Genomic DNA, 24367 nt, shown 5'->3' with positions numbered 1-24367 from the left:
GCGGAAGGTTGCGGATCCGACCTAACGTACGGGCTGGGGTCAGGTTCACGGGACAGAGTAACTACTCTGTCCCTTGAACCTGACCCCGAATCTATTTGCGGGAGCGTCAGCCTTCCGCTGATTCCTCCAGCAGCGCTTTCATGGACAGACGGATACGTCCCTGCTTGTCCACTTCCAGCACTTTCACCTTAACGGTATCGCCCTCGGACAGCTTGTCGCTGACCTTCTCGACGCGCTCGTGCGAGATCTGTGAAACGTGCACCAGGCCGTCTTTACCGGGGGCGATCGTGACAAAGGCGCCGAAGTCCATGATCCGGGCAACCTTGCCGTCGAACACCTGACCCGGCTCGATGTCAGCCGTGATCTGCTCGATACGGCTGCGCGCTTCGTCAGCGGCCTCCTTGTTCACCGAAGCGATGGTGATCGTGCCGTCGTCGGCGATGTCGATGGTGGTGCCGGTCTCTTCGGTGATGGCGCGAATCGTCACGCCGCCTTTACCGATCACGTCGCGGATCTTGTCAGGGTGCACCTTGAAGTGAATCAGACGCGGTGCAAACTCGGACATTTCCGTGCGCGGCTCGGAGAGCACCTTGGCCATCTCACCCAGAATAAACAGCCGCCCCTGCTTGGCCTGGGTCAGCGCCGTCTGCATGATCTCAGCGGTGATGCCTTCGATCTTGATGTCCATCTGGAGTGCGGTGATGCCGTCTTCGGTGCCCGCCACCTTGAAGTCCATGTCGCCGAGGTGATCTTCATCACCCAGGATGTCGCTCAGCACCGCATAACGATCACCGTCTTTCACCAGGCCCATGGCGATGCCGGCAACCGGCGCCTTCAGCGGCACGCCAGCATCCATCATCGCGAGGGAGCTGCCGCAGACGCTGGCCATAGAGCTTGAGCCGTTCGACTCGGTGATTTCAGACACCACCCGGATCACATAGGGGAACGCTTCGTCGCCGGGCATCACGGCCGCCACGCCGCGCTTGGCGAGCTTGCCGTGTCCGATTTCGCGGCGCTTGGGACCACCCATGAAACCCGCTTCCCCCACACAGTAGGGCGGGAAGTTGTAGTGGAGCATGAAGGGTTCTTTGTACTCCCCCTCGATCGCGTCGATGATCTGCGCGTCGCGGCCGGTTCCCAGCGTTGTGGTGACAATCGCCTGGGTTTCACCGCGTTGGAACAGCGCTGACCCGTGAACACGAGGCAGCATGCCCACCTCCACGTCGATGGGTCGAACGGTGTCCTTGGCGCGGCCGTCGATGCGCGGCTCGCCGGCGAGCACCCGCTCTCGAACGGTGGACTTCTCCAGCGCCGAGAATGCGGCGCCCACTTCTTTCGGGTCGAGCTCCGCATTTTCATCGGGGCAAAGCGTTTCCATCACCCGAGCGCGGATTGCGTCCACCTGGCCATAGCGCTCCATCTTGTCAGCGATCTGATAGGCTGAAGTCAGGTCGGCCGCCGCCAGCTCACCAACTTTCCCATCGATACTCTCGTCGCGGGTCGGTGCCTGCCAGTCCCAGGCTTCAACGTTGGCTTCAGCGACCATTTCGTTGATCGCATCGATCGCCGCCTGCATTTGCTCGTGACCAAACGTCACGGCGCCCAGCATGATTTCTTCGGACAGCAGCTCAGCCTCTGACTCCACCATCAGCACGGCGTTCTTCGTGCCGGCGACCACCAGGTCAAGCTTGGATTCCGTCATAGCGCTGCGGTCGGGGTTCAGCACGTAGCCGTCGTCGATGTAGGCAACACGCGCAGCCCCAATCGGGCCGGCAAACGGCAGGCCGGACAGCGCTAGCGCCGCCGAGGCGCCGATCAGCGCAGGGATGTCGGAATCAACTTCAGGATTCAGCGACATCACCGTGGCGATGACCTGGGTTTCGTTCATGAAGCCCTTGGGAAACAGCGGGCGAATCGGCCGGTCGATCAGGCGCGACACCAGCGTTTCTTTTTCCGTCGGCCGGCCTTCGCGTTTGAAGAATCCGCCCGGAATCTTACCGGCCGCGTAGGTACGCTCCTGATAGTTAACGGTGAGCGGGAAAAACCCGCGATCGCCGGCGTCGCCCTTGCGACCTACGGCGGTTACCAGCACCACGGTTTCATCGACGCTGACCATCACCGCGCCAGAGGCCTGACGGGCTACCTGGCCGGCTTCGAGCGTGACGTTTCGGCCACCGTAATTAAAGGTTTTAGTGATCTTCGCCACAAATTTATCCTTGATTTTCTAGGTCGGCACACCGTTGTGCCGGAGGCATATAAAAGCGAACCCGGAAATTCCGGGTTCGAGGGTCTAGCAGGGCTTCAGCGTCGCAGGCCAAGGCGCTTAATAAGCGACTTGTAGCGATCTACGTCCTTACCTTTGACGTAGGCCAGCAGGCGGCGCCGCTGGTTGACCATTTTGAGCAGACCACGGCGTGAGTGGTGATCTTTCTTATGACTGGCAAAGTGGCCGGAAAGATCGTTGATCCGTGCGGACAGCAGCGCTACCTGCACCTCCGGTGACCCGGTGTCCCCTGGAGACAGCTGGTATTCCTTGACAACTTCACTTACTTTTTCAGCAGACAGCGACACGATTCTTTTCTCCACAAAAACATGCGAGGTCGTTACCCGAACCCCTGTTGGCCCGCCAACGCCTCGCGAATAATAGGTATTGCCTGATTTTCGGACCGCGTATTGTACCGTTGCCCCAAACGCTTCACAAGCCTGCCGAAACCCGGAATTTCACCTGCCGAAACGGGCCGTAAGGGTTCGTTCGCAGGTTCACGTGCTACGGTCCCCTCGGGCGGGGGCCGCACCGGGCTCCGAAACCGGTCCTTCCGACACCGGCAGGATCTTGGCTGGCGCCAGGCCAGCCGGCGTTTGTCGGGCGAGGCCCAGGAACTCCTCGCCAGCGTAAAGCCTGATCAGGCTCTCAGCTTCGCCATCACCGGTTCCAGCGCCGCTGTCGGCTGGCTCGATTGGCGGGCTGCCGGTCAGCAGCTGCCCATGACGCACGGCTGTCGCATCCTGCGGAGCAAGAGACACCCGCGGCATCCAGCGCAGCGGAAAATCGACGGGCAGCAGCCGCTCGGCGGACGGTTGAGCCTCGAGCGCCTCCAGCGTAAGCATCGGCCGCTCGGCAAACGGCCCGACCCACAGGCGGCGGAGCTCAGCGCAGAACGCCACCGTCCCAAGCGCCCTCGCCAGATCTTCGACCAGCGTACGGATGTAAGTGCCTTTGGAACAATGAACCTCCAGCTCCAGCTGATCAGCGCCCAGTCGTCTCGCGGTAAGCCGGTGGATTGTGACCTGCCGGGCGGGCCGCGGGACCTCGATACCGGCCCGGGCCAGCTCGTAGAGCCGTTTGCCCTCGTGCTTCAGCGCGCTGTACATCGGCGGGCGCTGGTCGATCACCCCAGTTAGGTCCGTCACGACCGCCGCCAGCTCGGCGTCGCTGAAGTCCCCGACGGGCTGGCGCTCCACCACCTCACCCTCAGGGTCACCGGTTTCGGTCGCCTGCCCGAGCTGCGCCACGGCGCGATAGCACTTGCTGGCGTCGAGCAGATATTGACTGAAGCGCGTGGCCTGTCCAAAACACAGCGGCAGCATTCCGGTCGCAAACGGATCGAGGCTCCCGGTGTGGCCCGCCTTGCGGGCATTCAGGATGCCGCGAGCCCGCTGCAGCGCGCGGTTGGAGCTGATCCCCGCGGGCTTATCGAGCAGCAGAATTCCGTCGATAGCTTGACCACGCTGGCGGCGTCCCATGAGGTCTCCCGATCATGTCGAAGCGCGCCTGGGTCCGTGGTGTACTGCGGCAGGCGCGCACTGGTTGGTGGCGATAAGGTGGCGCCGGAACCCGGCGAGGCTTCGCGTAGGGCTACTGCCTAGGAGTCTCTCTTGGTACCCGGCTCGTCGCCGGTCTCTTCTCCGTCGGCGCCCAGCGTGTCGTCCTCCGGCTCGCTGCCCTCCTCTGGCGCGTCTGCCGGCAGCACCGATTTCAGCAGCGATTCAATGTGGTCACCGCGCTGCGCGGAATCGTCCCCGAGGAATCGAAGCTCAGGGACCATGCGCAGCGTAAGCCGCTGACCGAGCTCGCGCCGAAGATACCCAGCGGCGCGCTTCAGACCCGCCACCGATTCGGGCAGCGTTTTTTCATCAGCGCTCGCCACATACACTTTCGCCAGCGACAGGTCGCCGGTCACCTCCACGTCAGTAACCGTTACGTCCCTGACGCGCGGATCTTTGACCTGACGCTGGATCAGCAGCGCGAGTTCTCGTCGCAGCAGCGCCGCGACGCGATCATGGCGTCCGTACTCGCGATCCATCAGCTGGCCAGCGCGAAGCCTGGATCAGTCGAGCGTGCGAGCAACTTCTACCCGCTCAAAGCACTCGATCTGGTCGTTCGGCTTAACGTCGTTGTACTGCTTCACGCCGATGCCGCATTCGGTGCCTGACTGCACTTCCTGCACGTCGTCCTTGAAGCGCCGGAGCGACTCCAGCTCACCTTCGTAGATCACCACGTTGTCGCGCAGTACACGAATAGGGTTAGACCGTCGCACGACACCTTCCAGCACGATACAGCCAGCGATGGCGCCGAGCTTGGAGGAACGGAACACGTCCCTGACCTCAGCCAGACCCACAATCTGCTCCTTGGTCTCGGTGCCCAGCACGCCGGTGATAGCTTTCTTGACCTCGTCCAGCGCGTCGTAGATGACGCTGTAGTAGTGCAGGTCGATCTCCGCCTCGCGGATGATGCGGCGCGCCGTAGCGTCCGCCCGAACGTTGAAGCCGATCACAATCGCGTTGGACGCCTGAGCGAGTACCGCGTCAGACTCGGTGATACCGCCGACGCCGCTGCTGATGACGTTGACCGTCACCTCGTCGTTCGACAGCTTGGTCAGCGAGTCGCGGAGCGCCTCGGCACTACCCTGCACGTCAGCTTTGATCAGCAGGTTCACCTGCTTGACCTCACCCTCTCCCATCGAGGAGAAAACGCTTTCGAGCTTGGCCGCCTGCTGCTGCGCCAGCCGCGCATCGCGCAGCCGCGCCTGACGCTGAGAGGAAGCCTCTTTGGCCTTCCGCTCGTTGTCGACCACCAGCACCTCGTCACCCGCCATTGGCGTTCCGGACAAACCGAGGATCTGCGCGGGAATGGACGGCCCCGCTTCCTCGATGGTGTCTCCCGCCTCGTTGAACATCGCGCGAACGCGCCCGAATTCCTGACCGGCCAGCAGCATGTCGCCCTGGCGCAGCGTGCCGTTTTGAACCAGGATCGTGGCCACCGGACCGCGGCCTTTGTCGAGCGAAGACTCGACGACCACGCCGGCAGCCCGCCGGGTGGCATCGGCCTTCAGCTCCAGCAGCTCAGCCTGCAGCAAGATCGCCTCGAGCAGCTCGTCCACACCCTGGCCGGTGATGGCCGATACGTGCACAAACTGGTCTTCGCCGCCCCACTCCTCGGAGATCACCTCGTGGGTGGACAGCTCCTGGCGTGCCCGCTCAGGATCCGCTTCCGGCTTGTCGATCTTGTTAATCGCCACGATGATCGGCACCTCGGCCGCACGTGCGTGCTGAATCGCCTCGATCGTCTGAGGCTTGACGCCGTCATCAGCGGCCACCACCAAAATCACAATATCGGTGGACTGGGCGCCGCGGGCCCGCATCGCGGTGAAGGCCGCGTGGCCGGGCGTGTCCAGGAAGCTCACGACCCCCTTGTCGGTGGTCACGTGGTAGGCACCGATATGCTGGGTGATACCCCCGGCCTCGCCGGCCGCCACACGCGTCTGCCGGATGTGGTCCAGCAGTGAGGTCTTGCCGTGGTCGACGTGACCCATGACGGTCACGACCGGCGGGCGTACGTCGGAGTCTTCCGAGGCCTCGTCGTACTCTTCGCGCAGCTGCGTCTCGATGTCCTTTTCCTCAGCGGCGCGCGCGGTGTGGCCCATCTCCTCAACGACGAGGATCGCCGTGTCCTGATCCAGCGTCTGGTTGATGGTGGCCATCATGCCCATCTTCATCATCTCTTTGATGACTTCGGTGGCCTTGACCGCCATCCGCTGGGCCAGATCACCCACGGAAATGGTTTCCGGAATATCCACTTCGCGCTTGACCGGCGCGGTGGGCCGGGAAAATCCATGCTGATCGGAGGTTTCGGTCGTTTTGCGCCGCGAACCTCGTCGGCCGCTGCGCCGCATGCCGCTCTTGTCGGCGGCCACGTGCAGCTCGGAACGCCCGTAGCGCGTGTCGCCTTTCTTTTCCTTGCGCTTGGACTTCTTGCGCTCCGACTCCCGCTCCGCCGCCTCTTTTCGGGCGCGCTCCTGCTGAGCCTTCAGGCGGGCCTCTTCTTCGCTCTTGCGGGCCGCTTCCTCAGCCGCCAGGCGCGCCTCCTCGGCGGCCTTTTCAGCTTCCTGCGCTTCTTCTTTCAGCCGGGCCTCTTCCGCCAGCCGGGCCTGCTCAGCCTCCTGCTCGGTGCGAAGCCGCTCGCGCTCCTGCTCTGCGGCGGTCTCCTGCTCCTTGGCGGCGGCCCGCTCAGCCTGAACCTCTTCGAGCCGGCGCTGCGCCTCTTCGCGCATCGGGTCGGCCTTTTCCTTTTCGTCGATGACGCTGCGCTTGACGTAGGTCCGCTTCTTGCGCACCTCGACGTTCACCGTCTTGGCACGTCCTGTGCCCGCCGGCACCTTGAGTTCGGTTACAGAACGGCGCTTCAGCGTCACCTTGTCGGGTGCGGTGAAGTCGCGCTCCGCCTTGCCGTGGCTTTTACGCAGGTGGGTAAGAAGCTGCATTTTGTCAGCGTTGGAAATGGTCGAATCCGGGTCGCTGATAGACAGGCTGGCTTCGCTCAGCTGTTCCATCATTCGATCGATCGGAATGCCCACCACTTCGGCAAGCTGCCTTACGGTCACATCAGACATAGTTACTCCGCTTACTCTTCCTCGGCGAACCACGGCGCACGCGCCGCCATGATCACCGCGGCCGCCGACTCTTCGTCGAGACCGTCAATTTCCAAGATTTCGTCAACCGCGCATTCAGCCAGGTCTTCCTGGGTGACAATGCCGCGGGCTGCGAGCTGGAACGCCAGCCGCTCCGAAACGCCATCGAGCGCCAGCAGGTCGTCAGCCGGCTTAACGTCGTCGAGCTTCTCTTCAACCGCAATCAGCTGGGTCAGCAGCGCATCACGAGCCCGCGACCGCAGCTCCTCGACAACACCCTCGTCAAACTCCTGAATCTCCAGCAGCTCGCTCGCTGGCACGTAGGCCACCTCTTCGACGCTGCTGAAGCCTTCCTGGACCAGGATGTTGGCGATCTCTTCGTCAACGTCGAGCTTCTCTACAAACAGGGCCCGGGCCGCGCCGGCCTCAGCGTCCGACTTCTCTTCCGCCGCTTCCTCGGTCATCACGTTGAGCTGCCAGCCGGTCAGCTCGCTGGCCAGACGCACGTTCTGGCCGCCGCGACCGATCGCCTGAGACAGCTTGTCCTCCGCAACCGCGATGTCCATCGACTGACTCTCTTCGTCCACCATGATGGACACCACCTCAGCGGGCGCCATGGCGTTCACCACAAACTGCGCCGGGTTGTCGTCATACAGAATGATGTCGATGCGCTCGCCCGAAAGCTCGTTGGATACGGCCTGGACTCGCGAGCCGCGCATACCGACACACGCGCCGATGGGATCGGTGCGCGGATCGTTCGACCGCACGGCAATTTTGGCGCGCATGCCCGGATCCCGGGCCGCGGCGATCACGTCGATCAGGCCCTGGCCGATCTCCGGCACCTCCAGCTTGAACAGCTCGATCAGAAACTGGGGTGACGTGCGGGTCACAAAAAGCTGCGGACCGCGCAGCTCGGAGCGCACCTCGTAGAGGTAGCCCCGAAGGCGATCGCCGGGACGGACCGATTCGCGCGGCACGGTGCGTTCGCGCGGAACAAACGCCTCGGCATTGCTGCCCAGGTCCAGGTAAATGTTGCCGCGTTCGACGCGTTTAACGATGCCGTTCACCAGGGTGTCGGCTTTGTCAGCGAAGGCTTCGACCACCTGCGCTCGCTCCGCTTCGCGAACCCGCTGCACGATCACCTGTTTGGCAGCCTGCGCCGCAATCCGACCGAACTCCGGGTTCTCCATCGGCTCTTCGATAAATTCACCGACCTCGATATCCGGATGATCTTTGCGGGCGTCCTCGAGCATGATGTGGCGGTCTTCAGTTTCGAACAGCTCTTCGTCGTCCAGCACCTCCCAGCGCCGGAAGGTCTCGTACTCGCCCGTCTGCTGGTCGATGGAAACACGACACTCGATGTCGTCCATTCGCTTTTTCTTAGCAGCAGAAGCCAGTGCGGCCTCAATGGCGCCAAAGATGACGTCTTTCTCAACGCCCTTTTCGTTGGCGACGGCGTCCACCACCATCAGGATTTCTTTGCTCATCGTTTCACCCTCAACACTCTTTAGGTCCGGATCTGCCGCGCCCTGCGTCAGAACTCCGGTACGAGACGCGCCTTGGCCACGTCCGCATGATCAATCTCGACGGCCTCGTCATCGACCAGCAGCCTGATCGTTTGACCTTCGACAGCCCCGATCGTGCCCCGGATCTTGCGTCGACCTTCCACCGGCGCATGCAGCGAAACCTTCACCTGCTGTCCCGCAAAACGGGCAAACTGGTCGACGCTGAACAGCGGCCGGTCCATTCCTGGCGAACTCACTTCCAGGTTGTAATGACCTTCGATCGGGTCGTTCACGTCCAGCAGCCCGCTGATTTCGCGGCTCACCAGCGCACAATCTTCGAGCCCGATGCCGGTTTCCGGCTGATCGATGTAGACGCGCAGCACACCGTTGCTCGGATGGGGGTGATACTCGAGCCCCACCCACTCGTAGCCCAGGTCTTCTACCAGGGGCGCCAACAGTTCTTCGATGTCCGTCTTGATCGACAAAGCCAAAAAAAATGGGCCAGCGGCCCATCCCTCAAAATCCTTGGGGAAATAAAAAGGCCTCGCAAGGGAGGCCTCCATAAACCCGTTCTTTAAGACGTGCTGCACTCTGTGAGCCGCGTCTGAAGTTCCGCTTGCCAGCTGCGTTACTGTCCGAATTCGGAGGGAGCCCGCGCTTGGCGAAGCGGGATTTTACCTTTTGCGCCCGGTAGCGGCAAGCGTTGTCGGTGAGGCTCGCGAGCCGCGCTACGCTTTACGTTTCGCCCGGATCGGATGAAACACCAGCGAGAGGATCACCAGCACCAGCATTGCGATATGACTGACCTTCAAAACCAGCGAAGCGTAGCGACGAACCCCCTGCTGCTCGCTGGCGATCCGCTGCACCAGTTCGCTGCCGCTGGACTCCCCCGCCAGCCGAGCGACGTCCGCGTAGGCGGCAGTCAGAAGCTCGAGCTGGGTGCTCATCTGACCATAGTTGATTGCCGCAAACCCGAGGTAGACCGCAATGCCAAACAGCTTCTCCGCCGGGTGCAGCGGCTTATCGACATACGCCAGCGCGCCGAGCAGGGCCATGTGTACCGTCACAAACAGCCCCCACTGGACGTCGATCCGATTGCCGATTTCCAGGGACAGCGTAATGATCTCAGCCGGGGTCATGCGCTCACAATCCAGGTGGTCCGTGTGGGGTCAGAGGCTCAGCCCGTGATGCTAACCCAACGGCGGCACGGCCTAAAGTCGGCGGCCGATCGTTTCACGCCCGCCATTCACCGATGCAGACCCACAAAAAAAGCCCGGCGAGAACCGGGCTTTTTGAATATTGGTAGCGGGGGCAGGATTCGAACCTGCGACCTTCGGGTTATGAGCCCGACGAGCTGCCAGACTGCTCCACCCCGCAACTGGGACGCGAATTATATATGGACTTCTTTTCGCCTTGCAAGACCACTACAAGAATACTGGCGAGAATTCTGCCGCGCGACGCTATGCCGGCCAACTAGCCGGGGAACGCGGCCGCGCACAAAGCGATCAGCGGTCCGGGGAAGATGCCCAGAGCGAGCTGAACCAGGCCGTTCGCGCTCAGCACCGCGCCCACGTCGCTGCCGGTGGTCACCGGCTCCGGCGTGTCCGGTTCGTCCATATACATCAGCTTGATCACGCGCAGGTAGTAAAACGCGCCGACCACGGCAAACACCACGGATACCACCGCAAGCCAGACCAGATCAGCTTCGACCGCGGCCTTGACCACCTGCAGCTTGGCAAAGAAGCCCACAAACGGCGGAAAGCCGGCGAGCGACGCCAGAATCATCATCATCATCAGCGCCAGCCACGGGCTGCGCTGGGCAAGCCCCTTGTAGTCTTCCAGATTCTCCGCCTCAAAGCCGGCCCGGGAAACCACAATGACAACCGCGAAAGCCCCCACCGACATCATTGAGTAAACGATGGCGTAGAACATCGCGGCCTCGAAGCCCGCTTCAGTCCCGGCGAGAATGCCCATGAAGATAAAACCAACGTGAGACACGGTGGAATACGCCAGCATGCGCTTGATATTGGTCTGCGCAATTGCCACGACGTTGCCGATCGCCAGCGACGCCACCGACAGCAGCACCAGCATCAGCTGCCAGTTCTGCAGCTGACCGATCAGGCCATCGCTCAGCAGGCGGATGGCCAGCGCAAACGCGGCCAGCTTGGGCGCTGAGCTGATAAATAGCGTGACTGCCGTCGGCGAGCCCTGGTAGACGTCCGGCACCCACATGTGGAACGGCACGGCCCCAAACTTGAAGGCGAGACCCACCACAACAAACGTCAGGCCAAACGCCAGCACAACGCTGTCAGCGGCACCCGCGACCGACGCCTGGATGGCCAGCAGGTCCAGACTGCCCGTGGCGCCGTAGATCATCGACATGCCGTACAGCAGCATGCCCGACGCCAGTGCCCCCAGCACAAAATATTTCATGGCCGACTCGCTGGCCATCGGGTTGTTGCGGTCCAGCGCCACCAGCGCGTAGGTGGACAGCGCCAGCAGCTCCAGCCCCAGATAAAGGCTCAGCATGCTGCCCGCGGAAATCATCACCATCATCCCGAGCGTGCCGAACAGACACAGCACAAAGAACTCACCTTTGTACAGGTTTCGATCGCGTAGATAGGTCTTGGCGTAGACAAACACCATGCCCATCACCAGATAGACAAACAGCTTGAGCACGTCACCCATCTGGTCCCGAACGAACGTTCCGCTCAGCAGGCGCTGCGTCTCGATGATGCTGTCGCCATCGTGCACGCGAAGCGTGGCGAGCGCCGCAAAAATCAGCGTCGCCAGCGACAGAATCTGGATGATGCCCCGGCGCTGTTCGCTGATGTAGAGATCGACGATCAGCACCACGCAGGCCATCAACAGCACGATCATCTCCGGCAGGAGAGGAATCAGTTCACTGGCTTCAAACACCGGTCTTCCTCACAGTCTTATTCTTGGTCATAGCTGCACCTGGATCTTCGACTGGGCGACGTGGGTCAACAGGTTATCCACGGAGACGTGCATCAGCTCAACCAGGGGCTCCGGCCAGATGCCAAAACCCAGGACCGCCACCGCCAGGGCGCCCAGCGTGACCGCCTCGCGGAAGTTCAGGTCTTCCAGCCGCTCGACCTTCTTGTTGCCGATCTCGCCGAAGATTACCCGCTTGACCAGCCACAGCGAATAGGCGGCGCCGAGAATGAGCGTCAGGCCAGCCAACACGGCGTACCAGAAGTTGGCCTGGAAACTGGCCAGGATCACCATAAACTCCCCGACAAACCCCGATGTGCCCGGCAGTCCGCAGTTTGCCATCGCAAACAGCACCATAAACGTCGCGAACCAGGGCATGGTGTTCACCACGCCGCCGTAGTCGGCGATCTCGCGCGAGTGAATGCGGTCGTACATCACGCCGACACAGAAAAACAGCGCCGCCGACACAAAGCCGTGTGACAGCATCTGCACCATGGCGCCTTCAACCCCGAGCACCGCCCCGCTGCTGCCCTCCCCGCGCGCCAGAATCGCAAAGGCGATGAAAATCCCGAGCGTGACAAAACCCATGTGCGAGATCGACGAGTACGCGATCAGCTTTTTCATGTCCTGCTGAACCAGCGCCACGAGCCCCACGTAGACGACGGCAATCAGCGACAGGGTGATCAGCAGCCAGTCCAGGCTCAGGCTGGCATCGGGCGTGATCGGGAGGGAGAAACGGACAAAACCGTAGCCCCCGATTTTCAGCATGATCGCCGCCAGCACCACCGAACCGCCGGTCGGCGCCTCCACGTGGGCGTCCGGCAGCCAGGTGTGCACCGGGAACATCGGAATCTTTACCGCAAAGGCCAATAGGAACGCCACAAAGATCCACAGCTGTTCCGTCAGGCTGAGCGGCAGCGCGTGCAGATCCAGGATCGCTGCGGAATCGGCTTTCAGGTACAGGTAGATCAACGCCACCAGCATGAAGACCGAGCCCAGGAAGGTGTAGAGGAAAAACTTGATGGTTGCGTAAACCCGGTTGGGGCCACCCCACACGCCGATGATGAGGAACATCGGAATGAGCATGGCCTCAAAAAAGACGTAGAAAAGAAACGCGTCCAGCGCGCAAAACACCCCCACCATCAGGCCTTCCAGAATCAGGAACGCCGCCAGGTACTGCGCCACGCGCTGCTGGATCGCGCCCCAGGCGCCCATGATGACCAGCACGGAGATGAAGGTCGTCAGCAGAATCAGCGGCAGGGACAGACCGTCCACCCCCAGGTGGTAGTTCAGATCGAAGGTTGGGATCCAGGGCGCCAGCTCCTGAAACTGCATCTCGGCCGTACCGCGGTCGAAAGCGCCGAACAGCGGCAGGCTGGCGATGAAGGTCGCCAGCGTCGCGGCGAGCCCAACCCAGCGGGCCAGCTCCGCCCGGCGCTCTCCCACCAGCAGCACCGCTACGCCGCCGGCGATGGGCAGCCAGATCAGGACACTCAGCACAGGCCATTCGATAGTCATGCCTGCCCCCGATAGACCATCAGGCCCAGCAGTCCGATCAGTCCGATAATCATCGCAAACGCGTAGCCGTAGAGCCGGCCTGTCTGGATCTTGCGAACGATGCCCGCCAGCCAGCCGACGGTTCGAGCGCTGCCGTTGACCAGCAGGCCGTCGATCACCGTCTGGTCACCGCCGCGCCAAAACAGCTTGCCCATGCCCCGGCTGCCGCCGGCAAAGAGAAACTGGTACAGCTCGTCGAAGCCATACTTTTTCTCCAGCACAACCCTTAACGGTGCTAGGGCCTTCGAAGCCGTGGCGGCCAGCGCCGGATTAAAGAGATACACGTAGGTCGCGAGCGCGGTACCACCCAGCGCAAGCCAGACCGGCAGCGTCACAAAGCCATGTAGCGCAAAGGCGGCCGGACCGTGCCAGATCTCCCGGAGGTGGGACAGCGGGTCATGGCCGGGCGCTACGTAGATGGCATCACCCCAGAAATCACCAAACAGCAGGGGTTCGGTCGTGAACCAGGCAATGCCGATGGAGGGAATCGCCAGCAGCACTAGCGGCAGGGTCACCACCCAGGGCGACTCGTGCACGTGCGACCGCGTTTCCTCGTCCATCCGCGGCGTGCCGTGGAACGTCAGATACAGCAACCGAAAGCTGTAAAGCGCCGTGACAAACACGCCGGCGATCAGCAGCACCTCAGCCAGGCCCGTGCCGACACGATCGATATGGCCAACGGCCGAAATGATGGCGTCCTTGGAGTAAAACCCCGAGAAGCCCGGAAACCCGATCAGGGCCAGCGTGCCGACGACGCCGGTGATGTAGGTGATCGGCATGTACTTGCGCAGCCCGCCCATCTCCTGCATATCCTGTTTGTGGTGCAGCGCAATGATCACGGAGCCGGCGCCCAGGAACAGCAGCGCCTTAAAAAACGCGTGGGTCATCAGGTGGAAGACCGCTGCTGAGTAGGCGGACGCGCCGAGCGCCGCCGTCATGTATCCGAGCTGGGACAGCGTCGAGTAGGCCACTACCCGCTTGATGTCGTTTTGCACCAGGCCGATCAGCCCCATAAAAAACGCGGTCAGCGCACCGATCACCAGCACCACGCTCAGCGCCGTTTCGGTGAGCTCGAACAGCGGCGACATGCGCGCCACCATAAAAATACCGGCGGTCACCATCGTGGCGGCGTGGATCAGCGCCGAGATCGGCGTCGGGCCTTCCATCGAGTCCGGAAGCCACACGTGCAGCGGCGCCTGCGCCGACTTACCCATCGCCCCGATGAACAGCAAAATGCAGGTCACGGTCATCAGGTTCCAGGGTTTGCCGTCAAACAGCTCGATGGTCTCGTTGCTGAGCGCGGGCGCAGCGGCGAACACCTCCGCATAATCGAGGCTATTGAACGTCATCAGCACCGCAGCGATCCCCAGCAGGAAGCCGAAGTCCCCGACCCGGTTCACCAGGAACGCTTTCATGTTGGCAAAGATGGCCGTGGGCTTTTTGTACCAGAAGCCGATCAGCAGATAGGAGACCACGCCGACCGCTTCCCAGCCAAAAAACAGCTGCATAAAGTTGTTGGCCATCACCAGCATGAGCATGGCGAAGGTAAAGAGCGAGATGTAGGCGAAAAACCGCTGATAGCCCGGATCGTCTTTCATGTAGCCGATGGTGTAGATGTGCACCATCAGCGAGACGAAGGTCACCACACACATCATCAGCGCGGTCAGCTTGTCCACCAGAAACCCAACCTCAAAGCGGACGCCGCCGCTCACCAGCCAGGTGTAGACCGTCTCGTTGTGAACCTCCAGTCCCTCAAACAGGAACCGGCGCATCACGTCCAGGGACAGGACCGTGGACACGGTCACCGCGGCAATCGTCAGCCAATGCGCGCCCGCGCGGCCGATCTGGCGTCCGAAAAGCCCGGCCACGATGGCGCCAAAGAGCGGAGCAAGGGCAATCGCAAGATATTGATTCTGCATCGTCAGCCCTTCAGGGAGTCCAGTTCTTCCACGTTGATGGTTTCACGGTTGCGGAACAGCACCACCAGGATCGCAAGCCCGATGGCCGCCTCCGCCGCCGCCACGGTGAGGATAAAGAACACAAAAACCTGGCCGTCGGTGTTGCCGAGGAACCGGGAGAACGCCACAAAGTTCATGTTCACGGCCAGCAGCATCAGCTCGATGGCCATCAGCAGAATCAGCACGTTTTTCCGGTTGAGGAAGATGCCCGCTACGGAGATGCAGAACATCACCGCGCCCAGCACCAGGAAATGGTTGAGGCCAATCATGATTCCACCTCACGCTTTTCCGCCGGCATGGAGATGATCTTCAGCCGATCCTCGCGCTTGACCTGCACCTGCTTGGAGGGCGTCTGGTGCTTCACCTGCGGCCGACGTCGCAGCGTCAGCGCAATCGCCGCCACGATGGCAACCAGCAGGATGACGGCCGCGATTTCAAACGGGTAAACGTACTGGGTGTAGAGCACCTCACCCAGCTCCCGGGTGTTGTTGTAGTCAGGCGGATTGGGCACCGGTGCGGGGAATCGCTCCAGGCCAAAGCGCTGTGCCCCGAGCACCAGGAGCATCTCGGCGAGCATGGCCGCCGCCACGAGCAGCCCAACCGGCAGGTAGCGGGCAAACCCTTCCTTGAGCGGCGCGACGTTCACATCCAGCATCATCACCACAAACAGGAAGAGCACCATCACTGCCCCGACGTAAACCAGGATCAGCACAATCGCCAGGAACTCCACCTCCAACAGCAGCCAGATGGCCGCGCTGGTGAAAAAGCAGAGCACCAGGTAGAGCGCCGCATACACCGGATTGCGCGCGCTGATCACCGCCAGCGCCGATGCAACCAGGGCTGCCGCCAGCGTAAAGAAAACGATTTGTTCGAGCATTACCGGTACGCTGCGTCCTGGCGGCGGGCCGCAGCCAGATCTTGCTCAAAGCGATCCCCGATGGCCAATAGTTGTTGTTTGGTCACCACGTTCTCCCCGCGGTTTTCGAAATGGAATTCATGGATATGGGTTTCGACGATGGAGTCCACCGGACAGGACTCTTCGCAGAAACCGCAGTAGATACATTTGAACAGATCGATGTCGTAGCGCGTTGTGCGCCGCGACCCGTCGTCGCGCGGCTCGGAGTCGATCGTAATCGCCAGCGCCGGACAGACCGCCTCACACAGTTTGCAGGCGATGCAGCGCTCCTCGCCGTTGGGATAGCGGCGCAGCGCGTGCAGCCCGCGAAAACGATTCGATTTCGGCGTCTTCTCTTCCGGATACCGGATGGTCACCTTGGGCGCAAACATGTAGCGCAGCGTCACGGACATGCCCTTCAGCAGTTCCAGCAGCGCCAGAGACCGAAAATAGTTAGCAACGCTGTTCATGGTGCCCACCACAGCCACTGTTTAACCACCATCAGCGCAACCACTAAGATCCACACGATGGTGATCGGAATGAAGACCTTCCAGCCCAGCCGCATGATCTGGTCATAGCGGTACCGGGGAAAGGTCGAGCGAAACCACAGGTACAGGAAACAAAAGAAAAAGGTCTTCAGGAAAAACCACAGCGAGTGGTCCGGGATCAGCGCCGGAAACGGTGACAGCCAGCCGCCGGCGAACAGGGTCGTCGACAGCGCCGCGATCAGAATCATGTTGGCGTACTCGGCCAGGAAGAACACCGCAAACGGCGCGCCTGAGTACTCGACGTGGAAGCCGGCGACAATCTCCGACTCCCCTTCCGCCACGTCAAACGGCGCGCGGTTGGTTTCGGCCACGCCGGAGATAAAGTAGATGACAAACAGCGGCAGCAGCGGCAGGAAGAACCAGTTCCAAACGCCACCCTGCTGAGCTTCAACAATCTCGACGAGGTTGAGGCTGCCCGCGGCAATCAGCACCCCGACCAGCGCAAACCCCATGGCAATTTCGTACGACACAATCTGCGCTGCGGATCGCATGGCGCCCAGAAACGCGTACTTCGAGTTGGACGCCCAGCCGGCGATGATGATGCCGTAGACGCCCAGAGACGTCATCGCCAGGACGTAGAGCAAGCCAGCGTTGATGTTGGACAGGACCAGCTTTGCGCTGAAGGGAATCACGGCCCAGGCGGCCAGCGCCGGCGCGAGAGTAATGAGCGGCGCCAGGATGAACAGGAAGCGATTGGCCGACGTCGGCAGAATCACCTCTTTCATGATCAGCTTGAAGACGTCGGCAAACGTCTGGAACAACCCGAGCGGCCCCACGCGGTTGGGCCCCATGCGCGAGTGCATGAAGCCGATCACCTTGCGCTCGGCGTAAACAAACATCGCGACTGAAATCGTGACCGGTATGACGATGGCCAGGATCTTGGCCACCGTCCAGGCCAGATAGATCAGCGAATCATTCATCAGCGTCAACCGCCAGTTTGAGGAAGTCCTCCGCCACCAGCGCGCTCGACGCGGCGGTGCCGGCGGTGACCCGGACCGTGTTCGGCGCCAGCGTGTCATCCGCCTGCAGCATCACGGCGACCGCTTGCTCAGCAACGGTTACCGAGATTTCTCCGGCCGCCAGCCCGGCGGTTGCCATCGTGTCGGGGTGCACGCTCAGGTGGCCGTGTTCCCCGTGGGCAGTCTCCTGCAGAGGATGGCTTCTGCGCACGACGCTGCTGCCGGCGTAGATCGGCGTTTCCAGCAAGACGCTGAGCCCGTCACCCGAGGGCGCTGACGCCAGCTCGGGAGGCAGCTGATAACCCCGGGCTTCGAGATCCTTGAGTTCACCCAGGACCGCCTCGTGGACGGAGACAAAGTCGACGTAGTCAAAGCCGGCGACGTCAGCGGTGTCCGCCAGCGCCTTGAGGATTTTCCAGCCGGGGCGCGCTTCACCCGGGGGCTTCTGCGCCGCCGCGCTACCCTGCACCAGCCCCGCCAGATTGGTCAGGCTGCCCTCACACTCCGGCAGCGGCGCAAGCGGCAGAATCACGTCCGCGTACTGCTGAACCTCCGGCGTCAGGAACGGGCCGATGTGAATGACGGTCGGGATCCGAGTGAGATGCTCGGTCGCCTGGGTACCCTCCGCCGTGTCCAGCATCGGCTCGAGGTCGTACACCAGCGCCAGGTCGAGATCGGCGGCCAGCATTTCGCGGGCGTTGAGGCCACCGGCGGGCGCATCCGCGCCGCCGGCCAGCCGATGCGGTACGGCGCCAAGCCGCCAGGCACCCACGCTGTTCGCGCCCAGCGGCGGTTCGGCATAGGTTGCACCGGCGGCCTCGCAGATCGCGTGGCAGAGCGCACGCAGCGTCGCCGCCCGGTCGCTGATCAACGCCACGTGCCCGAGCATAACCGTGGCACGCTCAGCGCTCTTCAGGCCATCAGCAATACGCTGGCCGGCGTCGGAGGCCGGCGCATTACCCACCAGTTCTGCCAGCGCGCCGTCCGCTTTGACGCTGAGTGCAGCGGCCACCCCAGCCAGCGCGGCGACAAGCTCTGTCGGCGGCACCAGCAGCGATTCGCTGAGCTCGAAATGATTGGCATAGTCGCGCGAGGACAGGCTGTAGATCTTGGCGCCGGATCGCCAGGCCTGCCGAACCCGATGCCCGATGAGCGGCTGCTCGTGGCGGACGTTCGCGCCGATGAGAAAAACCGCGTCGCTGGCCGCCAGCTCAGCCAGACTCTGGCCAAGCCCAGGTGCGGTGCCAAGCGTCGCCTGGTCGGAAAGATCGCGTTCGCGCAGCCGGTGATCCACATTGTGGCTGCCGAGGCCACGGGCCAGCTTCTGGGCCAGGTAGAGCTCTTCGTTGCTGGCGTGGGGCGACAGCAGAAAACCGCTGGTGCCCGCTGCCTTCAGCCGATCGGCGGCAACGTCGAGCGCTTCTCGCCAGCTGACCTCCTGCCACTGCCCGTCACGCCGCAGCATCGGCGCGGTGATACGGTCGTCACCCTCCAGCCCATGGAAACCCCAGCGATCGCGGTCCGACAGCCAGCTTTCGTTGACCGCCTCGTTGTCGCGAGGAACGCTGCGCAGGATCTTGCCGCGCCGCGCGTGGTAGTGCAGATTTGAACCGACGCAGTCGAAGTTGGCGATGGATGGCTTCGCGCGCAGCTCCCAGGAGCGGGCGGTAAAGCGGAACGGTTTGTTGGTCAGCGCGCCGACCGGACACAGGTCGATAATGTTGCCCGACAGCTCCGAGTCGATAGAGCGTTCGATAAAGGTGCTGATGAAGGTGCGGTCTCCGCGGCCGATTCCGCCCAGCTCGTTGGTGCCGGAGATCTCGTCGAGGAAACGCACGCAGCGGGTGCAGTGGATGCAGCGGGTCATCTCGGTGCTGATCAGCGAACCGAGGTCCTCATCTTTGACCACCCGCTTGCGCTCGGTAAAGCGCGACGCCGAGCGTCCGAAGCCCATGGACACGTCCTGCAGCTCGCACTCGCCGCCCTGATCACAGATCGGGCAATCGAGCGGGTGATTGATCAGCAGAAACTCCATCACGTTCTGCTGTGCTGACTGAGCGCGCTTGGACTGGGTATACACCTTCATCCCGTCCATCACCGGCGTGGCGCAGGCGGGCAGCGGCTTCGGCGCCTTCTCCACGTCCACCAGGCACATGCGGCAGTTGGCCGCAATCGAGAGCTTCTCGTGGTAGCAGAAGCGCGGAATGGTCATGCCGGCCTTGTCAGCGGCCTCGATGATCATCGAGCCTTTCGGCGCCTCCATTTCGACGCCATCGATTTCGATCGTGACGGTATCGGTGGCTACGGGGGTCTCGCTCATGCCGCCACTCCGGTAGCGCCGCCGTCAACCATCGAGCGGCCGTGCTCCACGTAGTACTCAAACTCGTGCCAGAAGTGACGCAGGAATCCCTGTACCGGCCACGCGGCGGCTTCGCCAAACGCGCAGATGGTATGCCCCTCGATCTGGCCGGCTGCCGACTTAAGCAGCTCCACGTCTTCGCTGCGGCCTTTGCCGTCGACGATGCGGCTCAAGACCCGATACATCCAGCCGGTACCTTCGCGGCAGGGCGTGCACTGGCCGCAAGACTCTTTGTAGTAAAACCGAGAGATCCGTTGGCAGGCTTTGACCATGCAGGTGGCATCGTTCATCACGATGACCGCGCCAGATCCAAGGCCAGAGCCCGCCTTCTGCAGGCTGTCGAAGTCCATGGTGATGTCCATCATGGTTTCCGCCGGCAGCACCGGCATCGACGATCCGCCGGGGATCACGGCCTTCAGCTGACTGCCGTTCAGCATACCGCCCGCCATTTCCAGCATGTCCTTAAAAGGGGTTCCGAGCGGAATCTCGTAGTTGCCGGGTCGATTGACGTGACCAGACACCGAGAAACACTTGGGACCGCCGTTGTTGGGAATGCCGATGTTGAGAAACCAGTCGGCGCCGTTGCGCATGATGGCCGGCACCGAGGCAAAGGTTTCGGTGTTGTTGATTGTGCTGGGTTTGCCGTACAGCCCAAAGTTCGCGGGAAACGGCGGCTTGAAGCGCGGCTGGCCTTTTTTGCCCTCCAGCGATTCCATCAGCGCGGTTTCTTCCCCGCAGATGTAGGCGCCGGCGCCGAGCGCGGCGTAGAGATCAAAATCGATCCCGCTGCCTTTGATGTTTTTGCCCAGATACCCCGCCTCGTAGGCTTCTGCCACGGCCGCGTCAAAACGCTCAAACGGCTCGTGGTGAAACTCGCCCCGCAGGTAGTTGTAGCCGACGGTACATCCCATGGCGTAACCGCCGATGATCATGCCTTCCACCACCGAGTGCGGGTTGAAGCGCAGGATGTCCCGATCGTGACAGGTCCCCGGCTCGGACTCGTCCGAGTTGCAGAGCACGTATTTCTGACCGGGCGCGTTGCGCGGCATAAACGACCACTTCAGGCCCGTCGGAAAGCCGGCACCACCACGGCCGCGCAGCGCGGAAGCCTTGATGGTTTCGATGATTTCTTCCTGCGGCGTCTTGTCAGCCAGAATTTTCTCCAGCGCCTCATAGCCGCCCAGCGAACGATAGGTTTCCAGCGACCAGGGCTCGTCCCGGTCGACCGTTGTCAGTGAAACCAAACCCGATTCAGACATGTATTGCTCCAGCATCGCGGCCCGCCATCAGGACAGACCGTCCAGAATTTCATCCACCTTCTTTTCGTCGAGATTTTCGTGATAGTGGCCGTTCACGATCATCATGGGTGCACCGACGCAGCCCGCCAGGCACTCCTCTTCCTGCACCAAGGTGATGCGGCCGTCGTCGGTCGTCTCACCCATTTCGATGCCGAGTTTTTTCTCCAGGTAGCCGGCGAGATCATTGGCGCCCCGCAGCCAGCAGGAGATGTTGGTACACAGCGCCACCTTGTTGCGCCCGCAGGGCTCCAGGTGGAACAGGGAGTAAAATGACGCCACCTCGTAGGCCCAAGCGGCGGGGATATCCAGATATGCCGCAACGTCGGTGATCAGCGCTTTGCTGAGCCAGCCGCCGTTCTGGTCCTGTGCCGCCGTCAGCGCCTGGATCACCGCCGAGCGCTTTTGCTCGGGCGGAAATTTGGCCACCCAGTGATCGATTTTGCTTTGGGTATCAGCGGACAGCGTGGTCATCGGTCGATTTCTCCGAAAACAATATCCTGAGTTCCGATCACGGCCACCACGTCCGACAGCATGTGGCCGCGCACCATTTCGTCCATCGCCGCCAGGTGGGCAAAACCCGGCGCGCGCAGGTGCAGGCGGAACGGTTTGTTCGAACCGTCGGAAATAATGTAGGCCCCAAACTCACCCTTGGGCGCCTCAACGGCCGCGTAGCTCTCCCCTTCCGGCACGCAGTATCCCTCGGTGAACAGCTTAAAGTGGTGAATCAACGACTCCATGTCGTCTTTCATCTCTTCCCGGGTCGGCGCGATGATCTTCTGGTTGTCGACCATCACGGGGCCAGGGTTCTCGCGCAGCCACTTTACGCACTGCTGGATGATCCGGTTGGACTGACGCATCTCTTCCATCCGCACCAGATACCGGTCGTAGCAGTCGCCGTTGGTGCCGACGGGGATGTCGAACTCGACCTCGTCATAAGCGGCATACGGCTGCTTTTTCCGCAGGTCCCAGGCAACGCCTGAGCCCCGCAGCATCGGCCCGGAAAAGCCGAGCTCGATGGCCCGTTCAGCGCTGACCTCAGCGATGTTGACCGTGCGCTGCTTCCAGATCCGGTTGTCGGTCAGCAGCGTTTCGTATTCGTCGACCCGGTCGTAGAAGTCGTTCGCGAAGGCGTCGAAGTAGTCCAGCATACTGCCCTCGCGCCACTCGTTGACCCTTTTCAGGTCGTCACCCTTGGTCCAGGGCGTCTCGGTGTATTTGGGCATCTGCTCCGGCAGATCACGGTAGACGCCGCCGGGCCGGTAATAGGTGGCGTGCATGCGAGCACCGGACACCGCCTCATAGCAGTCGAGCAGCTGCTCGCGCTCCCGGAAGGCGTAGAGAAACAGGGCCATGGCACCCAGATCCAGGCCGTGGGTGCCGATCCACATCAGGTGATTGAGGATTCGGGTGACCTCGTCAAACAGCGTGCGGATGTACTGCGCTCGCTTCGGCGCCTCGACCCCCAGCAGGCCTTCGATGGCCCGCACGTACGCGTGCTCGTTGCACATCATCGAGACGTAGTCGAGCCGATCCATGTAGCCGATCGACTGGTTGTAGGGTTTGCTCTCGGCGAGCTTTTCCGTGCCGCGGTGTAGGAGCCCAACGTGCGGATCCGCCCGCTGGACCACCTCACCATCCATTTCCAGAATGAGGCGCAGCACCCCGTGCGCGGACGGGTGCTGCGGGCCGAAGTTCATGGTGTAGTTGCGGATCTCAGCCACGGGAGCCCCCTTTGGCGCCCTGCTGGCCGTAGCGCGAGTCGGAGCGAATTACCTTGGGCACCAGCACCCGCGGTTCGATGCTGACCGGCTGATAGATCACCCGGCCCTTTTCCGGATCGTAGCGCACCTCAACGTTGCCGATGAGCGGGAAGTCTTTGCGGAAGGGGTGGCCGATAAACCCGTAATCGGTCAGCAGGCGCCGCAGATCCGGATGCCCCTCAAAGATGATGCCGAACAGATCGAACGCCTCGCGCTCGAACCAGTTGGCGGACGGCCAGGTGTCGACCAGCGACGCCACCGCCGGCACCTCATCGTCGGGCACCTTGCAGCGCAGCCGCAGCCGCTCGTTGTTGCTGATGGACAAGAGGTGGGCAACCACCGCAAATCGCTGCCCGCTGACGTTGGTCGGTCGGCCCGCCCAGTCAAAGCGGCCCGGACCGCCGTCACCCTCGATGCCGCGGGAGAACGTCTCCGAGGTGGCGTCATCGGTATCCCACTCATCTTCGCCGTAGCTCAGGTAGTCGACGCCACAGAGGTCGATCAGCTGCTCAAAGCCCAGCTCGTCGCGGGCCAGGCGGCAGCATTCGACCCAGCTGGCGGCCGCCACCTCGGCGGTCACGCCGGTCGGCGCCTCGATGATGTTCAACGCCAGATCGCCGAGCGTGTCGCGCAGGCGATCGGGCAGCATTGCAGATTTTTCTAGCATCTAGACTCTGGCCGTAGGTTTCAGCGGGCGATGGTGCTGGTTTTTCGCACCTTGGACTGGAGCTGCAAAATGCCGTACATCAGCGCTTCAGCGGTCGGCGGGCAGCCCGGCACGTAGATGTCGACCGGCACAATCCGATCGCAGCCCCGCACCACCGAATAGGAGTAGTGGTAATACCCACCGCCGTTGGCACAGGAACCCATGGAGATCACCCACTTGGGGTCCGCCATCTGGTCGTATACCTTGCGCAGCGCCGGGGCCATCTTGTTCACCAGCGTACCGGCCACAATCATGACGTCCGACTGGCGGGGGCTGGGGCGGAAGATCACGCCGAAACGATCCAGGTCATAACGCGAGGCGCCGGCATGCATCATCTCGACCGCGCAGCACGCCAGACCAAAGGTCACCGGCCACATCGAGCCGGTGCGGGCCCAGTTCATCAGCGCGTCCACCGAGGTCACGGCAAAGCCCCGGTCCATGACCGGGTTGTCGTCTTCGGGGCGAAGAATGTCGTCAACGATCCCGAGCCCGTACTCGTTGCCCGGGTCGGTGGCGTTGCGCGAAGACATCAACATTTTCATCAGCAAACGATCCTGTTTGGCAGCGGCAGGGGGGCAGCGTCAGTCATCATTCCCAATCCAACGCACCCTTTTTCCACTCGTACACAAAGCCGATCACCAAAATCAGCAGGAACAGCGTCATGGAAATCAGGCCGAATAATCCGATTCGATCGAGGACCACCGCCCAGGGAAACAGAAAGGCGATCTCGAGATCAAAGATGATGAATAGGATTGCGACGAGGTAATAGCGAACGTCGAACTTCATCCGCGCGTCTTCGAAGGCCTCGAAGCCGCACTCATAGGGCGCAAGCTTTTCCGCGGACGGGCGGTTCGGGCCAATAATGCCGCCCGCGAGGACCAAAACAGCGCCAAACGCGAGGGCCACGATAAGAAACAACAGTATGGGCAGGTAATTAGCTAGCATGGGCTAATTTTACC

Annotated in this window: 22 protein-coding genes and 1 tRNA gene; all 23 read right to left on the bottom strand. The window is 62.1% G+C overall.

Features of this window, described 5'->3' with window-relative positions; translation table 11 throughout:
* Positions 1 to 106: 106 nt before the first annotated feature.
* Positions 107 to 2206: a polyribonucleotide nucleotidyltransferase gene (pnp, locus tag AAF358_18000; GenBank protein ID MEM7707455.1), complete on the bottom strand. Its 2100-nt coding sequence runs from the start codon at positions 2204 to 2206 to the stop codon at positions 107 to 109.
* A 95-nt stretch (positions 2207 to 2301) separates the two neighbouring features.
* Positions 2302 to 2571, bottom strand: a complete 270-nt coding sequence (rpsO, locus tag AAF358_17995; GenBank protein MEM7707454.1) for a 30S ribosomal protein S15 — start codon at positions 2569 to 2571, stop codon at positions 2302 to 2304.
* Positions 2572 to 2760: 189 nt separating this feature from the next.
* Positions 2761 to 3744, bottom strand: a complete 984-nt coding sequence (truB, locus tag AAF358_17990; GenBank protein MEM7707453.1) for a tRNA pseudouridine(55) synthase TruB — start codon at positions 3742 to 3744, stop codon at positions 2761 to 2763.
* Positions 3745 to 3863: 119 nt separating this feature from the next.
* Positions 3864 to 4304 (bottom strand): 30S ribosome-binding factor RbfA, encoded by a 441-nt coding sequence (gene rbfA / locus AAF358_17985; protein ID MEM7707452.1) that lies wholly within the window; start codon positions 4302 to 4304, stop codon positions 3864 to 3866.
* Between the two features lie 24 nt (positions 4305 to 4328).
* Positions 4329 to 6890 carry a translation initiation factor IF-2 gene (infB, locus tag AAF358_17980; GenBank protein ID MEM7707451.1) on the bottom strand — a complete coding sequence of 854 codons (2562 nt, stop codon included), beginning with the start codon at positions 6888 to 6890 and terminating at the stop codon, positions 4329 to 4331.
* 11 nt (positions 6891 to 6901) lie between these two features.
* Positions 6902 to 8395: a transcription termination factor NusA gene (nusA, locus tag AAF358_17975; GenBank protein MEM7707450.1), complete on the bottom strand. Its 1494-nt coding sequence runs from the start codon at positions 8393 to 8395 to the stop codon at positions 6902 to 6904.
* 47 nt (positions 8396 to 8442) lie between these two features.
* Positions 8443 to 8976, bottom strand: coding sequence for a ribosome maturation factor RimP (gene rimP, locus AAF358_17970; protein MEM7707449.1), 534 nt, complete (start codon positions 8974 to 8976; stop codon positions 8443 to 8445).
* Between the two features lie 165 nt (positions 8977 to 9141).
* Entirely contained in the window at positions 9142 to 9552 is a 411-nt protein-coding gene (locus AAF358_17965) for a hypothetical protein (protein ID MEM7707448.1), read from the bottom strand.
* A 161-nt stretch (positions 9553 to 9713) separates the two neighbouring features.
* Positions 9714 to 9790, bottom strand: a tRNA-Met gene (locus tag AAF358_17960).
* A 96-nt stretch (positions 9791 to 9886) separates the two neighbouring features.
* A complete protein-coding gene (nuoN, locus tag AAF358_17955; protein ID MEM7707447.1) occupies positions 9887 to 11332 on the bottom strand; it encodes an NADH-quinone oxidoreductase subunit NuoN in 1446 nt (481 codons plus the stop codon).
* Between the two features lie 27 nt (positions 11333 to 11359).
* Entirely contained in the window at positions 11360 to 12886 is a 1527-nt protein-coding gene (locus AAF358_17950; protein MEM7707446.1) for an NADH-quinone oxidoreductase subunit M, read from the bottom strand.
* Positions 12883 to 14844: an NADH-quinone oxidoreductase subunit L gene (gene nuoL, locus AAF358_17945; GenBank protein MEM7707445.1), complete on the bottom strand. Its 1962-nt coding sequence runs from the start codon at positions 14842 to 14844 to the stop codon at positions 12883 to 12885. The genes AAF358_17950 and nuoL overlap by 4 nt, the downstream gene beginning before the upstream one ends.
* A gap of 2 nt (positions 14845 to 14846) precedes the next feature.
* On the bottom strand, positions 14847 to 15152 hold the full coding sequence (gene nuoK, locus AAF358_17940; protein MEM7707444.1) for an NADH-quinone oxidoreductase subunit NuoK: 306 nt from the start codon (positions 15150 to 15152) through the stop codon (positions 14847 to 14849).
* Complete coding sequence (locus AAF358_17935; protein ID MEM7707443.1) at positions 15149 to 15760, bottom strand: NADH-quinone oxidoreductase subunit J; 612 nt, start codon at positions 15758 to 15760, stop codon at positions 15149 to 15151. Before AAF358_17935 ends, nuoK begins: the two co-directional genes overlap by 4 nt.
* On the bottom strand, positions 15760 to 16248 hold the full coding sequence (nuoI, locus tag AAF358_17930) for an NADH-quinone oxidoreductase subunit NuoI (protein MEM7707442.1): 489 nt from the start codon (positions 16246 to 16248) through the stop codon (positions 15760 to 15762). The genes AAF358_17935 and nuoI overlap by 1 nt, the downstream gene beginning before the upstream one ends.
* On the bottom strand, positions 16245 to 17246 hold the full coding sequence (gene nuoH, locus AAF358_17925; GenBank protein MEM7707441.1) for an NADH-quinone oxidoreductase subunit NuoH: 1002 nt from the start codon (positions 17244 to 17246) through the stop codon (positions 16245 to 16247). The genes nuoI and nuoH overlap by 4 nt, the downstream gene beginning before the upstream one ends.
* Positions 17239 to 19605, bottom strand: a complete 2367-nt coding sequence (gene nuoG / locus AAF358_17920) for an NADH-quinone oxidoreductase subunit NuoG (protein ID MEM7707440.1) — start codon at positions 19603 to 19605, stop codon at positions 17239 to 17241. Before nuoG ends, nuoH begins: the two co-directional genes overlap by 8 nt.
* Positions 19602 to 20903, bottom strand: coding sequence for an NADH-quinone oxidoreductase subunit NuoF (gene nuoF, locus AAF358_17915; GenBank protein MEM7707439.1), 1302 nt, complete (start codon positions 20901 to 20903; stop codon positions 19602 to 19604). Before nuoF ends, nuoG begins: the two co-directional genes overlap by 4 nt.
* A 27-nt stretch (positions 20904 to 20930) precedes the next feature.
* Entirely contained in the window at positions 20931 to 21413 is a 483-nt protein-coding gene (gene nuoE, locus AAF358_17910) for an NADH-quinone oxidoreductase subunit NuoE (protein ID MEM7707438.1), read from the bottom strand.
* Complete coding sequence (locus AAF358_17905) at positions 21410 to 22663, bottom strand: NADH-quinone oxidoreductase subunit D (GenBank protein MEM7707437.1); 1254 nt, start codon at positions 22661 to 22663, stop codon at positions 21410 to 21412. Before AAF358_17905 ends, nuoE begins: the two co-directional genes overlap by 4 nt.
* Positions 22656 to 23369: an NADH-quinone oxidoreductase subunit C gene (locus tag AAF358_17900; protein ID MEM7707436.1), complete on the bottom strand. Its 714-nt coding sequence runs from the start codon at positions 23367 to 23369 to the stop codon at positions 22656 to 22658. Before AAF358_17900 ends, AAF358_17905 begins: the two co-directional genes overlap by 8 nt.
* Before the next feature lie 20 nt (positions 23370 to 23389).
* The gene (locus AAF358_17895) at positions 23390 to 23950 is read right to left on the bottom strand and encodes an NADH-quinone oxidoreductase subunit B family protein (GenBank protein MEM7707435.1); all 561 of its coding nucleotides are present in this window, start codon (positions 23948 to 23950) and stop codon (positions 23390 to 23392) included.
* A gap of 46 nt (positions 23951 to 23996) precedes the next feature.
* Positions 23997 to 24353, bottom strand: coding sequence for an NADH-quinone oxidoreductase subunit A (locus AAF358_17890; GenBank protein MEM7707434.1), 357 nt, complete (start codon positions 24351 to 24353; stop codon positions 23997 to 23999).
* Positions 24354 to 24367 lie beyond the last annotated feature (14 nt).

The organism is Pseudomonadota bacterium (assembly GCA_039033415.1).
Lineage (GTDB): Bacteria > Pseudomonadota > Gammaproteobacteria > Xanthomonadales > SZUA-38 > JANQOZ01.
Note: the sequence above shows the minus strand (reverse complement) of the source record. Positions and strands in the feature narration are given on the sequence as shown.

Bases quoted from the DNA above. Each gene is read 5' to 3' on its own strand.
- truB (MEM7707453.1), bottom strand. From the start codon at position 3,744: ATGGGACGCCGCCAGCGTGGTCAAGCTATCGACGGAATTCTGCTGCTC.
- rbfA (MEM7707452.1), bottom strand. From the start codon at position 4,304: ATGGATCGCGAGTACGGACGCCATGATCGCGTCGCGGCGCTGCTGCGA.
- infB (MEM7707451.1), bottom strand. From the start codon at position 6,890: ATGTCTGATGTGACCGTAAGGCAGCTTGCCGAAGTGGTGGGCATTCCG.
- nusA (MEM7707450.1), bottom strand. From the start codon at position 8,395: ATGAGCAAAGAAATCCTGATGGTGGTGGACGCCGTCGCCAACGAAAAG.
- rimP (MEM7707449.1), bottom strand. From the start codon at position 8,976: ATGGAGGCCTCCCTTGCGAGGCCTTTTTATTTCCCCAAGGATTTTGAG.
- AAF358_17965 (MEM7707448.1), bottom strand. From the start codon at position 9,552: ATGACCCCGGCTGAGATCATTACGCTGTCCCTGGAAATCGGCAATCGG.
- AAF358_17950 (MEM7707446.1), bottom strand. From the start codon at position 12,886: ATGACTATCGAATGGCCTGTGCTGAGTGTCCTGATCTGGCTGCCCATC.
- nuoL (MEM7707445.1), bottom strand. From the start codon at position 14,844: ATGCAGAATCAATATCTTGCGATTGCCCTTGCTCCGCTCTTTGGCGCC.
- nuoK (MEM7707444.1), bottom strand. From the start codon at position 15,152: ATGATTGGCCTCAACCATTTCCTGGTGCTGGGCGCGGTGATGTTCTGC.
- AAF358_17935 (MEM7707443.1), bottom strand. From the start codon at position 15,760: ATGCTCGAACAAATCGTTTTCTTTACGCTGGCGGCAGCCCTGGTTGCA.
- nuoI (MEM7707442.1), bottom strand. From the start codon at position 16,248: ATGAACAGCGTTGCTAACTATTTTCGGTCTCTGGCGCTGCTGGAACTG.
- nuoH (MEM7707441.1), bottom strand. From the start codon at position 17,246: ATGAATGATTCGCTGATCTATCTGGCCTGGACGGTGGCCAAGATCCTG.
- nuoG (MEM7707440.1), bottom strand. From the start codon at position 19,605: ATGAGCGAGACCCCCGTAGCCACCGATACCGTCACGATCGAAATCGAT.
- nuoF (MEM7707439.1), bottom strand. From the start codon at position 20,903: ATGTCTGAATCGGGTTTGGTTTCACTGACAACGGTCGACCGGGACGAG.
- nuoE (MEM7707438.1), bottom strand. From the start codon at position 21,413: ATGACCACGCTGTCCGCTGATACCCAAAGCAAAATCGATCACTGGGTG.
- AAF358_17900 (MEM7707436.1), bottom strand. From the start codon at position 23,369: ATGCTAGAAAAATCTGCAATGCTGCCCGATCGCCTGCGCGACACGCTC.
- AAF358_17895 (MEM7707435.1), bottom strand. From the start codon at position 23,950: ATGAAAATGTTGATGTCTTCGCGCAACGCCACCGACCCGGGCAACGAG.
- AAF358_17890 (MEM7707434.1), bottom strand. From the start codon at position 24,353: ATGCTAGCTAATTACCTGCCCATACTGTTGTTTCTTATCGTGGCCCTC.